Genomic DNA, 15,529 nt, shown 5'->3' on the forward strand with positions numbered 1-15,529 from the left:
GGGCGATGGCGGATGGATGGTGCTGTGGCGGGCAGGGGGGAATCAATTCGTTACAGGCGGAATTGGGCGATAACCGAACACTAACTGTCTGGTTACTTTTGGTAGGGGCAGGCTTGAAGGCACAAAAAAGCCCACCGCGAAGGGTGGGCTGTTGTGTCGCCACGCTATCGAATCAACCCTTGGGTGACTCGATCGACGCTTGCTGGCGGGCATCACCGGTGCGCTCGTACCAGCCGCCACCCAGGGCCTTGTACAGGTTGACCTCGCTGACCAGCTGCGACAGCCGGTCGCTGATCAGGGCCTGTTGGGCACTGAACAGGTTGCGCTGGGCATCCAGGAACGTCAGGTTGCTGTCGATACCGATACGGTAGCGACGCTCGGCCAGGCGGTAGTAGTCCTGGTTGGCTTCGACCAGATCACGCTGGGCCTGCAACTGCTCGTTGAAGGTCTGACGCGCCGCCAGCCCATCGGAGACTTCCTGGAAGGCAGTCTGGATGGTCTTTTCGTACTTGGCGACGTTGATGTCCTTCTGGATCTTCGAGTAGTCCAGGCTCGCACGCAGGCTGCCGGCGTTGAAGATCGGCAGGTTGATCTGCGGCTGGAACAGCCAGGTGCCCGAGCCGCCCTTGAACAGCCCGCCCATGTCGGGGCTCAGGGTCCCGGCGTTGGCGGTCAGGCTGATGCTCGGGAAGAACGCTGCGCGCGCCGCGCCGATGTTGGCGTTGGCGGCCTTGAGCAGGTGCTCGGCCTCCTGGATGTCGGGACGACGCTGCAGCACGTCCGACGGCAGGCCGGCCGGCACGTCGGCCAGCAGGTCGCTGTCGAGTTTCATGCCGTTGGGCAGGTTCGCCGGCACGCCGGTGCCGACCAGCACGGCCAGGCTGTTCAGGTCCTGCGCCACCAGGCGCTGGTACTGGGCCAGCTTGACCCGTGCGCCCTCGACCGAGGTACGCGCCTGGCTCAGGTCCAGGGCCGAGGCCACGCCGACTTCGCTGCTGCGACGGGTCAGGGCATAGCTCTGCTCGTAGGTCTTGAGCGTGTCTTCGGTGAGCGTCAGCAGCTCCTTGTCGGCCTGCCAGGTGAAGTAGGCGTTGGCCACGCTGGCCACCAGGCTGATCTGCGTGGAACGACGCGCCTGTTCACTCGACAGGTAGGTTTCCAGGGCCTGCTCGCTGAGGCTGCGCACCCGACCGAACAGGTCGAGTTCGTAGGCACTCACGCCCAGGGTGGCCGAGTACTGGCTGTTGATGCTCGACTCGCCGGTCTGCGAAACGTTGGCCGGCACCCGCTGGCGGCTGCCGCTGCCGGTGGCCGAGACCGCCGGGAACAGGTCGGCCCGCTGGATGCGGTACTGCGCCCGGTAGGCATCGATGTTCAGCGCGGCGACCCGCAGGTCGCGGTTGTTGACCAGCGAGGTCTGGATCAGTTGCTGCAGCGCCGGGTCATGGAAGAACTGGCGCCAGCCCTGTTCGGCCGCAGCCACGTCGGCCGACTGGGTCGGCGAGTAGGCCGGCCCTTGCGGCCACTGGGCCGCCACCGGCGACTCGGGGGTCTGGTAATCAGGGATCAGCGAGCAGCCACCGAGAATGAAGGCGGTGACTGCCAGGGACAACAGGGACTTACTCATTGCCCGGCCTCATAGCGTGGGGTTTCAGGTTTGGCGTCCTCTTCTTCGGGCTTCTTGCTACCGAACAGCGACGACACGCTTACGAAGAACAGTGGTACCCAGAAGATCGCCAGTACCGTTGCGGTGATCATGCCGCCGATCACACCGGTACCGATGGCGTGCTGGCTGCCGGAGCCTGCACCCGTGGCGATGGTCAGCGGCACCACGCCCAGGATGAACGCCAGCGAGGTCATGATGATCGGACGCAGACGCATGCGGCACGCCTCGATCGCCGCATCGACCAGGCTGCGGCCCTGCTCGTGCAGTTCCTTGGCGAACTCGACGATCAGGATCGCGTTCTTCGCCGCCAGGCCGATGGTGGTCAGCAGCCCCACCAGGAAGTACACGTCGTTGGACAGCCCGCGCATGCTGGCCGCCATCAGCGCACCGATGATACCCAGCGGCACCACCAGCACCACCGCGATCGGGATCGACCAGCTCTCGTACAGTGCCGCCAGGCACAGGAACACCATCAGCAGCGACAGCGCGAACAGTGCCGGCATCTGCGAGCCCGACAGCTTCTCTTCGTACGACATGCCGGTCCAGGCGAAGCCGACACCGGCTGGCAATTGCGCCGCCAGGCGCTCGACCTCGGCCATGGCCTCACCGGTACTGTAGCCAGGGGCTGGCGCACCGAGTACTTCCATTGCCTCGACACCGTTGTAACGCGACAGCTTGGGTGCACCGTAGCTCCACTCGCCGCTGGCGAAGGAAGAGAACGGCACCATCTCGCCGGCGGCGTTGCGCACGTACCACTTCTGCAGGTCTTCAGGGCTCATGCGCGAATCGGCAGTGCCTTGCAGGTAGACCTTCTTGACCCGACCACGGTCGATGAAGTCGTTCACATAGCTGGCACCCAGGGCGATCGACAGGGTGTTGTTGATATCGGCGATGGTCACGCCCAGGGCACTGGCGCGTTCGTCGTCGATGGTCAGCTGGTATTGCGGCTCATCGTTCAGGCCGTTCGGACGTACCTGGGTGAGGATCTTGCTCTGCGCGGCCATGCCCAGGAACTGGTTGCGCGCTTCCATCAGCTTGTCGTGGCCGACGCCGGCGCGATCCTGCAGGAACACGTCGAAACCGGTGGCGTTACCCAGCTCCAGTACGGCCGGCGGGGCGAAGGCGAACACCATCGCGTCGCGGAAGCTGAAGAAGTGCTGTTGGGCACGGGTTGCCAGGTTGAACACGCTGTTTTCGGCAGAACGTTCACCCCACGGCTTGAGCATGATGAAGGCCATGCCCGAGCTCTGGCCGCGGCCGGCGAAGTTGAAGCCGTTCACGGTGAACACCGAGGCCACTGTGTCGGACTCCTTGTCCAGCAGGTAGGCGCGCATTTCGTCGACCACCGCCTGGGTGCGCTCGGCACTGGAACCGGCCGGGGTCTGCACCTGGGCGAACAGTACGCCCTGGTCTTCCTCGGGCAGGAACGCGGTAGGGATACGCATGAACAGCCACACCATGCCCACCACGATCAGGATGTAGGCCAGGAAGTACGGGGCCTTGTGACGCAGGATGTTGCCCACGCCGCGCTCGTAGCTCTGCACGCTGCGGTCGAAGTTGCGGTTGAACCAGCCGAAGAAGCCACGCTTGGCGGTATGGTGCTCGCCTTTCTTGACCGGCTTGAGCATGGTGGCGCACAGCGCCGGGGTGAAGATCAGCGCGACCAGCACCGACAGGCCCATGGCCGACACGATGGTGATCGAGAACTGCCGGTAGATCACGCCCGTGGAGCCGCCGAAGAACGCCATCGGCAGCAGTACCGCCGACAGTACCAGGGCGATACCGACCAGGGCACCCTGGATCTGGCCCATGGACTTCTTGGTCGCCTCCTTGGGTGACAACCCCTCTTCGGACATCACCCGCTCGACGTTTTCCACCACCACGATGGCGTCGTCCACCAGCAGGCCGATGGCCAGGACCATGGCGAACATGGTCAGGGTGTTGATGCTGAAGCCTGCTGCGGCAAGGATGCCGAAGGTGCCGAGCAATACCACCGGTACGGTCATGGTGGTGATCACGGTGGCGCGGAAGTTCTGCAGGAACAGGTACATCACCAGGAACACCAGCACGATCGCCTCGATCAGGGTGTGGATCACCCCACTGATCGATTCGGTGACCACAGGCGTGGTGTCATACGGGAACACCGCCTTCATGCCAGGCGGGAAGAACGGCTCCAGCTCGGCGATGGTGTTGCGCAGTGCCTTGGCGGTGTCCAGGGCGTTGGCCCCGGTTGCCAGCTTGATCGCAAGGCCGGAGGCCGGCTTGCCATTGAACTGTGCGCTGACGCTGTAGTTCTCGCCCCCCAGGCTGACGTCGGCGACATCGCCCAGGCGGACCTGGGAACCGTCACGGTTGACCTTGAGCAGGATCTTCTCGAACTGCTCGGCGGTCTGCAGGCGGGTCTTGCCGATGATGGTGGCGTTGAGCTGCGTGCCGGGCAGGGCAGGCAGGCCGCCCAGCTGACCGGAGGACACCTGCACGTTCTGCGCGGCCACGGCGGTCTTGACGTCCACCGGGGTCAGCTGGAACTTGTTCAGCTTGGCCGGATCGAGCCAGATACGCATGGCGTACTGGGCACCGAACACCTGGAAGTCACCCACACCGGCGGTACGCGAGATCGGGTCCTGCATGTTGGAGACGATGTAGTTCGACAGGTCGTCCTTGGTCATGCTGCCGTCTTCGGACACCAGGCCGATCACCAGCAGGAAGTTCTTCACTGCCTTGGTCACGCGGATACCCTGCTGCTGCACTTCTTGCGGCAACAGCGGGGTGGCCAGGTTCAGCTTGTTCTGCACCTGGACCTGCGCGGTGTCAGGGTTGGTACCCTGCTCGAAGGTGGCGGTAATGGTCATGCTGCCGTCCGAGTTGCTCTCGGACTGCACATAACGCAGGTTGTCGATACCGTTGAGCTGCTGCTCGATCACCTGGACCACGGTGTCCTGCACGGTCTGCGCCGAGGCGCCCGGGTAGGTCACGGCGATGGCGATGGCCGGCGGCGCGATGCTCGGGTACTGGTTGATCGGCAACTTGACGATCGACAAGGCCCCGACCAGCATGATCACCAGGGCGATTACCCAGGCAAAGATGGGGCGATCGATAAAGAATCTCGACATGGTTTATTCCCCTTTGGCCCCTGCTGACGCTGCATTGGCCTGGGACGGTTGGGCAGGCTTGACGTTGGTGGCTTCGCTGACCTTGACCTCGATACCCGGCTTGACGAACTGCAGGCCTTCGGTGATCAGGCGGTCGCCCGGCTTCAGGCCTTCCTCGATCAGCCAGTCGCTGCCAACGGTACGGCTGGCCTTGAGCTGGCGCAGTTCGACCTTGTTGTCCTTGTCCACGATCAACGCGGTGGGCTGGCCCTTGAGGTCACGGGTCACGCCTTGTTGCGGGGCGAGGATCGCGTTGGCGTTCACGCCGGCGGCCAGGCGTGCATGCACGAACATCCCTGGCAGCAGGTTGTGCTCGGGGTTGGGGAACACGGCGCGCAGGGTTACCGAGCCGGTGGTCTGGTCGACCGAGACTTCGGAGAACTCCAGGCGGCCTTCGTGGGTGTAGGTGGTGCCGTCTTCCAGGTTCAGCGAGACCTTGGCGGCGTTGGCCCCGGCCTTCTGCAGTTGCCCGCTTTCGAGCTCGCGGCGCAGCTTGAGCAGCTCGGCCGAAGACTGGGTGACGTCGACGTAGATCGGGTCCAGCTGCTGGATCACCGCCATGGCATCGGCCTGGCCGTTGTTGACCAGCGCACCTTCGGTGAACATCGAGCGTCCGATACGGCCGCTCAGTGGCGCCAGCACCTTGGTGTAGCGCAGGTCGATCTGTGCGCTGCGCAGCGAGGCTTCAGCCTGCAAACGTTTGGCTTGTGCGTCGTCGTATTCCTGACGGCTCACCGCCTGCTCGGCCACCAGTTGCTTGTAGCGGTCCGACAGCGAACGGGTCGATTGCAGGTTGGCCTGGGCGCTGGCCAGGGTCGCCTCGTACACCGACGGGTCGATCTGGTACAGCTGCTGGCCTTCCTTGACCTCGCTGCCTTCCTTGAACAGACGCTTGAGAATGATGCCGTTGACCTGTGGACGCACTTCGGCCACGCGGTAGGCGATGGTGCGCCCCGGCAGGTCGGAAGTCAGGGTATAGGCCTGGGATTGAAGGGTCACGACGCCGACCTGAGGAGCTTGCGCCGCAGGCGCCGCTTCTTCCTTTTTACAGCCGCTGAGCAGTGTTGCCAGGGCGACGGCGGAAACCAGAGCGGAAACAGCTGGCTTGAATTGCATGAAGATCCTCGGGTCGAAAGAGCTGAAGACGCTCAAGAGTAATGGAAACGGGATGAAGGGAAAATTAATTCCGGGTGGATAAGTAGGATGCTAAGGAATATACTTACATTCATGCTTGTTTGTAAATACCCGTGGCGCACCTTGTCGAGGTGACCACAGGCTTGATTAAGACACCCGGTAGAGGGCCCGACAGTGGCCATACCGGCTCAGAACCCGGACGCCCGCAGCGCGCGTCCGGCTCCTTGATGAGGTTGTACTGCCATGGTCCGTCGCACCAAAGAGGAAGCTCAGGAAACCCGCCAACAGATACTCGAGGCCGCCGAAAAAGCTTTCCATGCCCGTGGGGTGGCGCGTACCACCCTGGCGGATATCGCCAAGCTGGCCGGGGTGACCCGGGGTGCCATCTACTGGCACTTTCAGGACAAGGGCGAACTGGTGCAGGCCCTGCTCGACAGCCTGCGTGAGCCGATCGAGGCGCTGGCCCAGGCCGGCGAGAGCGAAGACGAGCCGGACCCGCTGGGCTGCATGCGCAAGTTGCTGATTCAACTGATGCAGCAGATGCTGCACGAGCCGCGTACCCGGCGCATCAATGAGATCCTGCATCATAAGTGTGAATTCACCGATGACATGTGTGAGATCCGTCAGCAGCGCCAGGCCACGACCCGCGACTGCTACGAGCGTATAGCGCTGACGTTGACCAATGCAGTCAGGCGTGGGCAATTGCCTGCGGACATGGACCCGCAGCGTGCCGCTATTGCAATATTCGCTTACATCGACGGCATCATTGGCAGCTGGCTGCTGCTGCCGGACAGTTTCGATATTGCCGGGGATGCCGAGCGGTGGGTGGATACCGGGCTGGATATGCTGCGCTTGAGCCCGTCGCTGCGCAATTGAGCATTTGTGAGCATTTGTGAAGGTTGGCATAGGACGTTTCCCTGTCGTGCCCCGTGCCCGGTCAACAAAAAACACCCGCGCTGCTTGGAACGGTAGTCGGTGACCGGGTAGTCTGCCCCCAAGGACCATCAACTTTTCGTAGAGCCCTGGCATGAGTGCGCACAACCCGACCCTCAAAGGTGCCGAGCAGCCGCTCAAGGCAATCGCCCTGATGTGCATGGCGGTGCTGTTGTTCGCCAGCCACGATGCCCTGTCCAAATACCTTTCCGGCTTCTATGCCATCGTCATGGTGGTGTGGGCGCGCTATGTGGTGCACACCCTGCTGATGCTGGTGGTGTTCGTGCCGCGCAGCGGCTTCTCGGCGGTGGTGCGTACACGCCGCCCCGGCCTGCAACTGGCCAGGGCGCTGTGCCTGATCGGCACCAGCCTGTTCTTCACCACCGGCCTGCGTTACATCCCCCTGGCCGAAGCCACCGCCGTGAACTTCCTTGCGCCTCTGCTGGTAACCGCATTGTCGGTACCGCTGCTGGGTGAACGGGTCAGCCGCGCCCAGTGGCTGGCGGTGCTGGCCGGGTTTGTCGGCGTGCTGATCGTGGTGCGCCCGGGCGGGGCGCTGTTCACCCCCGCAATCCTGCTGCCGTTGTGTTCGGCCTTCTGCTTTGGCTGCTACCAGTTGCTCACGCGCAAGCTCAGCGGCATCGACAGCCCGACCACCAGCAACTTTCTCACCGGCATCTTCAACAGCCTGATCATGACCGCGCTGGTGCCATTCTTCTGGAGCATGCCGACCCTGGGGCATGGCCTGTTCATGATCGGCCTGGGCACCTGCGGGATGCTCGGGCACATGCTGCTGACCCAGGCCTTCCGGCATGCCGCGCCGGCCATGCTGGCGCCCTTCAGCTACGGGCAGATCCTGTTCGCCGGCCTGTACGGCTACCTCATTTTCAATCACACCCCGGACGCCTACGGCGTGGTCGGCATTGCGGTCATTTGCCTGAGCGGCCTGGCGGTGGCCTGGGCGCAGCGGCGCAACTGACTACTGCCGGCCGCGCAGCTCGCGGTTGGGCAATGCCAGCGCCGCCGACAATCCCAGCAGGGAGACGGCGGCGCTACCCAGCAACAGGTTGCGAAAGGTCTGCAGCAACTGCGCCTGCACCGCCGCACTGGCCTGGCCGTCCTTGAGGCTGCCGATCAACGCCTCGCCGGCCAGGCTGAAGCCGCTGTCGTGCAGCAGGCTGAGCAGCAGTGCCGACATGCAGGCCACGCCCATCGCCCCGCCCAGCGAGCGGAACAGGTTGGTGGTGCTGGTCGCCACACCGATGTCCCGCGGCTCCACTGCGCTCTGGGTTGCCACCAGCGAGGTGGGGAACTGCAGGCCCGAGGCGATCCCGGTCAGCAGCATGAACGCGCCACTGAGCAGTACGCTGTCGATCGGGCTCAGGGCCATGCCGATGATCGCCACCGGCATCAACAGTGCACCGCCCAGAATCTGCGGCTTGTAGCGCCCGGTCAGGCTGGTCAGGCGGCCGCCGCAATAGGCGCCGATCGGCAGGCCCATGGCCAGGGGCAGCAGGTGCAGGGCGGCGCTGTCGGCGCCCGCCCCGGTGATGCTCTGAAAGCGCAGCGGCATCAGCATGGTCAGCGAGATGGCCTGGAAACTGGTGAAGAAGATCGTGCACCAGCACAGCACCGCCACCCGGTTGCCGAACAGCTGCAACGGCAGCAGTGGCTCGACGGCGCGGCGTTCGTGCAGCACGAATACGCCCAGCCCGAACAGGGCTGCCAGCAGCAGGCCGGCAACCGGGCCGGACCCGATGGGCTGGCCCTGGCCGATCAGGGTGATGCCCAGCAGCAAAGCCGTCAGGCCCAAGATCAACAGCACCGCGCCGGGGTAGTCCACCTGCGCCTTGCGTTGCGGCGTGGCCAGCCCGCGCAGGGTACGCTCGGTGACCCACCAGGCGGTCAGCCCCAGCGGCAGGTTCAGCCAGAACACCCAGCGCCACGACAGGTACTCGGTCAGCAGCCCGCCCAGCACCGGGCCGGCGACGCTGGCCAGGGCATACATGCTGCTGAAGTAACCCTGGTAGCGACCCCGCTCGCGGGGCGGCACGAAGTCGCCGATGATCGCCTGGCTGACCGACACCATGCCGCCCGCGCCGATGCCCTGCAGTACCCGCGCCAGCACCAGTTGCTCCATGTTCTGTGCCAGCGCGCAGAACAGCGAGGCCAGGGTGAAAAGCCCGGTACCGGTCAGGATCATGCGCCGTCGGCCGTACAGGTCGCCGAGCTTGCCGTAGATCGGCACCGCCACGGTCATGGCCACCATGTAGCCGGAAATCACCCAGGCCAGCAGGGTCACGTCGTTGAATTGCGCGGAGATCGCCGGCATCGAGACCGCGACGATGGTCTGGTCCAGCGCGCCGAGGAAGATCGCCAGCATCAGCGCGACGAGCACGCTGCGCAGGGCGGGTTGCGGAGTGTTCAATTGCGTCACGGGGCAGCTCTGGGCAAGTGGACCGGGGTGCTGCCCAGTGTACTCGATAGCCTGCTAAGCGTCTTCGATGGGCTCGTAGGGCAGGCCCACGTAGTTTTCTGCCAGGGTCCTGCGCCCGGCCTCGGAGCCCACGAAGTAGTCCAGCTCGGTGTGCTGGATACGCTGGCTGAAGGCGTCGCTGTCGGGGAAGCGGTGCAGCATTGAGGTCATCCACCATGAGAAGCGTTCGGCCTTCCAGATGCGCCGCAGGCAGATCGCCGAGTAGCGTTCCAGCAGGTCGGTGCGGCCTTCGGCGTAGACCTTGCGCAGGATGTTGTACAGCGTGCTGACATCGCTGGCGGCCAGGTTCAGGCCCTTGGCCCCGGTGGGCGGCACGATGTGCGCGGCGTCGCCGACCAGGAACAGGCGCCCGTACTGCATCGGCTCCACCACGAAGCTGCGCAGCGGGGCGATGCTTTTCTCGATCGACGGGCCGGTGACCAGGCGCTCGGCCAACTCGTCGGGCAGGCGCGACTTGAGTTCCTCCCAGAAGCGCTCATCCGACCAGTCCTCGACCTTCTCTTCGGCCGGCACCTGCACGTAATAGCGGGTGCGGGTGGGCGAGCGCATGCTGCACAGGGCGAAGCCGCGTTCGTGGCGCGCGTACACCAGCTCGTCGCTGACCGGCGGGGTGTCGGCCAGGATGCCCAGCCAGCCGAACGGGTAGACCCGCTCGAACACCTGCAGCGCCTCGCTCGGAATCGACTGGCGTGCCACCCCGTGATAACCGTCGCAGCCGGCAATGTAGTCGCAGTCCAGGCGATGCTGCTGGCCGTCCTTTTCGTAGGTGACGTAGGGCTGCCCAGTCTTCATGTCGTGCGGGCGCACGTTCTCGGCGTGGTAGAACGTGGTCGCACCGCTGTCGGCGCGGGCGGCCATCAGGTCGCGGGTGACTTCGGTCTGGCCGTAGATCATCACGCCCTGGCCGCCGGTCAGGCCCTTGAGGTCGATGTGCTCGCGGCGCCCGTCGAAGGCCAGCTCGAAGCCTGCATGGGGCAGCCCTTCGGCGTCCATGCGCTGACCGACCCCGGCTTCGCGCAGCAGCTCGACCATGCCCTGTTCGAGCACGCCGGCGCGGATACGCCCCAGTACATAGTCGGGGCCCTGGCGTTCGAGGATGACGTTGGAGATGCCGGCGTTGTGCAGCAACTGGCCGAGCAGCAGGCCGGACGGGCCCGCACCGATGATCGCGACTTGGGTTTTCATGGTTGTTGGACTTTTTATGATTGGAGTACCTGCATTTTTCGCTTGCCGGCTGGCCTTCTGAAGGGACAAACCGAGCACAAAGCGGTACTTTTCGCTAATGGGTGCGTTTATCGGACAGTGGTCGGGAAGCGAGGGTGTGATGAGCAGGGTGTCGATTCCGGTATTCAAGCTGTACGGCGAGACGCTGGGCTGGCCGACGCCCGACCTGCTGCACAGCGAGTCGATCCCGGCGCGCAGCCGCCTGCACCAGTGGGAGATCGAGCCGCACCGGCATGCCGACCTGTGGCAGCTGCTGTTTCTGTACAGGGGCCAGGCCGAGATCGAGCTGGAGGGGCAGGTGTGTCGCCTGGAGCAGGCGGCGATCCAGGTGGTGCCGGCGCTGTGCGTGCACGGCTTTCGTTTTTCCGAAGACGTCGACGGTTATGTGGTGACCCTGGCGGCGCCGCTGGTGGAGTTGCTGCAGCGGCAACTGACGGGCGTGCCAGCCGCCCTGCAGCGCGGCGCCAGTTACCTGGCCGGGGCCGACGCCGATTACCTCAACAGCCTGTTCAGCACCCTGCAGGCCGAGTACCAGCAAGACCTGCCCGGGCGCGAGTTGCAGCTGCATTCGCTGATCAACCTGATGGTGGTGTGGATCAGCCGCCAACAGTTGCGCCGCAGTGCCGGTGCCCAGGTGCCGGAACGTGGGCGCGAGTATCTGCAGCGTTTCAACGGGCTGGTGGAGCAGCAGTTTCGCCAGCAGCCGAGCGTGGAGCAGCTGGCGCATCAGGTGGGGGTGTCGGTGGCAACGCTCAATACCTTGTGCCGGGCATTGGCCGGGCAGTCGGCGCTGCAGATCGTGCACCAGCGCATCGTGCTGGAAGCCAAGCGCGACCTGATCTACACCAGCCTCACGATCAACCAGTTGGCTGACAGCCTGGGTTTTGCCGACCCGGCATACTTCTCGCGCTTCTTCCGGCGCATGACCGGCCTTTCGCCCCGCGACTTTCGTCGTCGTGAACCTTCGCTGGCTACCTCACCACGCTCAGCGTGCCGGCATGGGGCAGGCAGTGGGCGGAGCTGCAGCTGGACGCCGCATAGGGTTGCTGGCGCAGCAGCTCGACCCGATACGCCGCTGCCCCGTACACCCCGAGCACGGCAGTGATGGCCAACAGGGCAGCGCACTTTCTGGATTTCAGGATCATGGCACCAACCTCCTGTATCCCGCACACAGATGCTTCTACAAGCATAGGCCAGCATTGCGCCAGGTGCCTGCCGGTCAGTCCAGGCCGTGGTCCCAGTGGGGCGGGTCGGTGAAGCGTGCCGCCAGAAAGTCGAGCATGCTGCGCAGGGTTGCGGGCATGTGCTTGCGTGAGGTGTACACCGCGTTCAGGCCCAGTTCGCGGGGCCTGGCCTCGGGCAGCAGGCGTACCAGCGTGCCGCTGCGCAGGGCTTGCCACACCAGGTAGGTGGGCAGCATGGCGATACCGGTGCCGGCCAGGGTGGCGCGCTCCAGGGTCAGGGCCTCGTTGGCGCTGATATTGCCTTGCACCGGCACCGACACCTGTTCGCCGTCGACCTCGAAATGCCAGAGGCTGTGGCCGAAGTACGAATGGGTCAGGCAGTTGTGCTGGCTCAGGTCCTGCACCTGGCGCGGTATGGGGTGCTCGCGCAGGTAGGCTGGCGAGGCGCACACCACCGAGCGGCACAAACTCAGGCGGCGGGCGATGAGGTTGGGGTCCAGGTCGTTGCTGACGCGGATGGCCAGGTCGATGCGTTCGTCCACCAGGTTGACCGTGCGGTCGAGCATCTGCAGGTCGACCTTCACCAGCGGGTAGCGCTTGACGTAGTCCGCCACCGCTTCCACCAGTTGCGCATGCCCGAACGAGGTACTGACGCTGATGCGCAGTTCACCCCGCGGGGCGTCATCCGGGGCGCCCACTGCCGCGTGCAGGTCGCCCACCAGTTCCAGCATCTGCCGGCAGCGCGGCAGGGTTTCCAGGCCGGCGGCAGTCAGGCTCAGCTTGCGCGTGGTGCGCTGCATCAGGCGCGCCCCCACCCAGTCCTCCAGCTCGGCCAGGTAACGCGAAACCACAGGGCGCGACAGGTCCAGTTGGTCGGCGGCGGCCGACTGGCTGCCCAGGTCGACTACGCTGACGAACACTTTCATTGCGGTGAGACGGTCCATGATCTGCCCGATTTCAGAAACAAACTATGTTGGAGCATCGCATTTTTTGTGATGGTTCGTGCAACTAAGCTGTGCCTCATCGATGACTTGAACAGGTATTGCTTGATGGCTGCTTTCTTTTCCCTGCGTCGCCTGCTGCTGGCGTGTGCCGCTTTCGGTGCGATCACCCAGGCCGTTGCCGGCGACGCACCGCTGAAACTGGACGTGTACAACCCCGGCAGCGAGGCGCTGTTTCCGGTCAGCTCGGTGATCGTCAGTGGCCAGCACGAGGCGATTCTGGTGGATGCACAGTTCGGCAAGGGCCAGGCCGAGCAGGTGCTGAAGAAGCTTCGCGATAGCGGCAAGCAACTCACCACCATCTACATCAGCCATGGCGACCCGGACTATTACTTCGGCCTCGACACCCTGACCCGTGCCTACCCCAAGGCCAAGGTGCTGGCGTCGCAGGCGACGGTCGCGCACATCAAGCAGACCATGGCTGCCAAGCTTGCCTACTGGGGCCCGCAGATGGGGGCCGACAAGCCAGCCCGGCTCATCGTGCCTGAAGTGCTGCCCGGCAACGTGCTCACCCTTGAAGGGCAGCGTCTTGAAGTGATCGGCCTTGACGGCCCGCAGCCCGACCGCAGCTTTGTATGGGTCCCGTCGATCAAGGCAGTGGTCGGCGGGGTAGTGGTGGCCGAGAACCTGCACGTGTGGATGGCCGACACCCAGTCGGCGCAGTCGCACAAGGACTGGCTCGCGACCCTGGCGCGCATCGAGCAGCTGGCGCCGCAGACGGTGGTGCCGGGGCATTACCTGGGGCAGAGCAAGGGGTCGCTCGAGGCGGTGCGCTTCACCGCCGATTACATCCGCGCCTTCGATGCCGAAAGCGCCAGGGCGGCCAACTCGGCCGAGCTGGTCGCTGCAATGAAGAAACGTTACCCCGGCCTGGGCGAGGAGAGCTCGCTGGAGCTCGGCGCCAAGGTCGCCAAGGGCGAAATGAAGTGGTAAGTGTCGTTCAATCCTGATCGGAGGTTTCCATGAGCAAGATCGCAATCATCGGTGCTACCGGACGTGCCGGCAGCCAGTTGCTGGAAGAGGCCCTGCGCCGTGGCCACAGCGTCACCGCCATAGCCCGTGACCCGTCGCGCCTGCAGGGGCGCGAAGGGGTGAGCACGGTAGCCCTGGACGTGACCCGGGGCGAGGGGCTGGAGCAGGCCGTTGCCGGGCATGACGTGGTGCTCAGCGCCGCGCACTTTGCCACGGTGCCGGCGCAGGCGATCATCGGGCCGGTCAAGAAGGCCGGGGTCAAGCGCCTGCTGGTGGTGGGCGGGGCGGGCAGCCTGCTGCTGCCGTCAGGGGAGCGCGTGATCGACGCGCCGGACTTCCCCGAGGCCTACAAGGCCGAGGCGAGCGCAGGTGGCGATTTTCTGCAGGCCTTGCGTCAGGAGCAGCAACTGGACTGGACCTTCCTGTCGCCGTCGGCGGAGTTCGTCGAAGGCGAGCGCACCGGTAGCTACAGGGTGGGCAAGGATCACCTGCTGGTCGACGCGAAGGGCAGGAGCTGGATCACCTTTGCCGACTATGCGATTGCGTTGCTCGATGAGGTAGAGATGCCAGCGCATTCGCGTCAGCGCTTTACTGTGGGGTACTAGGGGCTGTATGAAAAGTCTTGAGACGAAGGTCAGGCAAGGCGAAAACAGCCGAGGAAGCGGAGTTTACGGGTTGTAAATGAGCATTCCGAGGCTGTTTTCAACGCAGCATCACCGAGTATCAAGGCTTTTCGTACAGAGCCTAGAAAGCATTCGCCGGCAAGGCCGGCTCCTACAGGTGTAGGAGCCGGCCTTGCCGGCGACTGCATCAACGCGGTGCCCCTGCCTGCCCGCCCAACCACTCCAGCAAGGCCATCAACCCCGGCGCCGCCACCTGCGCGGGCCGCACCAGGTAATAGCCCTTGCCGGTCTTGACCCGCAGGTCGAACGGCATCACCAGCCGTCCGCTGGCCAGGTCATCGCCGATCAACGCCCAATCCCCTATCGCCACCCCGGTGCCCTGGGACGCCATCGACATGGCCATGTCCAACGTTTCGAAATGCTGGCGCCGGCCTTGCCTGGGCAGTTGCACGCCGGCTGCGCCAAGCCAGGTCGCCCAGTCCTTCTCGTCCCGCGCCGGGTGCAGCAGCATGTGCTGCTGCAGATCATCCAGCGTGCGCAACGGCAACTGCGGCGCGCACACCGGTGTCAGTTGTTCATCGAACAGCTTCAGCACCTGCAGGGCCGGATCAGGCTCGGCGCCATACACCACCGCCGCATCGAACGCTTCCCGGCGAAAATCCACCCCGTGCTGCACCGTGGTGGTCAGCTCCACCGGCACTTCCGGGTGCAGCGCCTGCCATTCCATCAGGCGCGGCAGCAACCAGCGCATCACGCAGGTCGGCGCCTTCAGTTGCAGGGTGGTGCGCTGCGCGCCCACCTGCTGCACGCCTTCCTCGATCAGCCCGAATACCTGCTGCACCCGCGGCAGCCAGTCCTGGCCCTCGCGGGTCAGGCTCAGGCCGCGTGCCTGGCGCACGAACAGCGCATAGCCCAGGTGTGCTTCCAGGCCGGCGATCTGGCGGCTCACCGCGCCCTGGGTCAGGTGCAGTTGCTGCGCCGCACGGGTGAAGTTGCAGCATTGCGCAGTGATCAGGAAGGTGTGCAGGGCAGGCAAGGGAGGCAGGCGTTTCATCGGGGTAAGCCATGAGCTGTAGACATGGCTAGTATGAGGATTTTTGCATTGTGCCGGTAGCGCCTGGCGGGTCCAATCAGGCCTTGTTC

12 protein-coding genes are annotated in these 15,529 nt (G+C 64.8%); 5 read left to right on the forward strand and 7 right to left on the reverse strand.

Annotated elements, in window-relative coordinates; translation table 11 throughout:
• Positions 1-172: 172 nt before the first annotated feature.
• The 3 genes from NJH59_RS07880 to NJH59_RS07890 are packed head-to-tail and all read right to left on the reverse strand — an operon-like array spanning position 173 to position 5,934.
• A complete protein-coding gene (locus NJH59_RS07880; RefSeq protein ID WP_043860765.1) occupies positions 173-1,627 on the reverse strand; it encodes an AdeC/AdeK/OprM family multidrug efflux complex outer membrane factor in 1,455 nt (484 codons plus the stop codon).
• Positions 1,624-4,779: a multidrug efflux RND transporter permease subunit TtgB gene (ttgB, locus tag NJH59_RS07885; protein ID WP_043860766.1), complete on the reverse strand. Its 3,156-nt coding sequence runs from the start codon at positions 4,777-4,779 to the stop codon at positions 1,624-1,626. Before ttgB ends, NJH59_RS07880 begins: the two co-directional genes overlap by 4 nt.
• Positions 4,780-4,782: 3 nt before the next feature.
• Positions 4,783-5,934 carry an efflux RND transporter periplasmic adaptor subunit gene (locus tag NJH59_RS07890; protein WP_043860767.1) on the reverse strand — a complete coding sequence of 384 codons (1,152 nt, stop codon included), beginning with the start codon at positions 5,932-5,934 and terminating at the stop codon, positions 4,783-4,785.
• A 261-nt stretch (positions 5,935-6,195) separates the two neighbouring features.
• Between NJH59_RS07890 and NJH59_RS07895 the strand changes: the two genes are divergently transcribed.
• Together NJH59_RS07895 and NJH59_RS07900 are read left to right on the forward strand one after the other, a co-directional pair.
• Positions 6,196-6,828, forward strand: a complete 633-nt coding sequence (locus NJH59_RS07895) for a TetR family transcriptional regulator (protein ID WP_043860768.1) — start codon at positions 6,196-6,198, stop codon at positions 6,826-6,828.
• Between the two features lie 151 nt (positions 6,829-6,979).
• Entirely contained in the window at positions 6,980-7,864 is an 885-nt protein-coding gene (locus NJH59_RS07900) for a DMT family transporter (RefSeq protein WP_043860769.1), read from the forward strand.
• Here the strand turns inward: NJH59_RS07900 and NJH59_RS07905 are convergent, their stop codons facing one another.
• Positions 7,865-9,268 (reverse strand): MDR family MFS transporter, encoded by a 1,404-nt coding sequence (locus tag NJH59_RS07905; RefSeq protein ID WP_253086625.1) that lies wholly within the window; start codon positions 9,266-9,268, stop codon positions 7,865-7,867.
• Between the two features lie 108 nt (positions 9,269-9,376).
• Positions 9,377-10,567, reverse strand: a complete 1,191-nt coding sequence (pobA, locus tag NJH59_RS07910) for a 4-hydroxybenzoate 3-monooxygenase (protein ID WP_253086602.1) — start codon at positions 10,565-10,567, stop codon at positions 9,377-9,379.
• Between the two features lie 139 nt (positions 10,568-10,706).
• On the opposite strand from pobA, the gene NJH59_RS07915 reads away from it, so the two are divergent.
• Positions 10,707-11,711: a helix-turn-helix domain-containing protein gene (locus NJH59_RS07915; protein WP_253086603.1), complete on the forward strand. Its 1,005-nt coding sequence runs from the start codon at positions 10,707-10,709 to the stop codon at positions 11,709-11,711.
• 114 nt (positions 11,712-11,825) lie between these two features.
• Here the strand turns inward: NJH59_RS07915 and NJH59_RS07920 are convergent, their stop codons facing one another.
• Complete coding sequence (locus tag NJH59_RS07920) at positions 11,826-12,734, reverse strand: LysR family transcriptional regulator (protein WP_253086604.1); 909 nt, start codon at positions 12,732-12,734, stop codon at positions 11,826-11,828.
• Between the two features lie 105 nt (positions 12,735-12,839).
• On the opposite strand from NJH59_RS07920, the gene NJH59_RS07925 reads away from it, so the two are divergent.
• Together NJH59_RS07925 and NJH59_RS07930 are read left to right on the forward strand one after the other, a co-directional pair.
• The gene (locus tag NJH59_RS07925) at positions 12,840-13,724 is read left to right on the forward strand and encodes an MBL fold metallo-hydrolase (protein ID WP_253086605.1); all 885 of its coding nucleotides are present in this window, start codon (positions 12,840-12,842) and stop codon (positions 13,722-13,724) included.
• A gap of 29 nt (positions 13,725-13,753) precedes the next feature.
• Complete coding sequence (locus NJH59_RS07930; RefSeq protein WP_253086606.1) at positions 13,754-14,368, forward strand: NAD(P)-dependent oxidoreductase; 615 nt, start codon at positions 13,754-13,756, stop codon at positions 14,366-14,368.
• 205 nt (positions 14,369-14,573) lie between these two features.
• Here the strand turns inward: NJH59_RS07930 and NJH59_RS07935 are convergent, their stop codons facing one another.
• Positions 14,574-15,440 (reverse strand): LysR substrate-binding domain-containing protein, encoded by an 867-nt coding sequence (locus NJH59_RS07935; protein WP_058540916.1) that lies wholly within the window; start codon positions 15,438-15,440, stop codon positions 14,574-14,576.
• Between the last annotated feature and the right edge of the window lie 89 nt (positions 15,441-15,529).

This window comes from Pseudomonas sp. VE 267-6A (assembly GCF_024126555.1).
Taxonomy (GTDB): Bacteria; Pseudomonadota; Gammaproteobacteria; order Pseudomonadales; family Pseudomonadaceae; genus Aquipseudomonas; species Aquipseudomonas palmensis.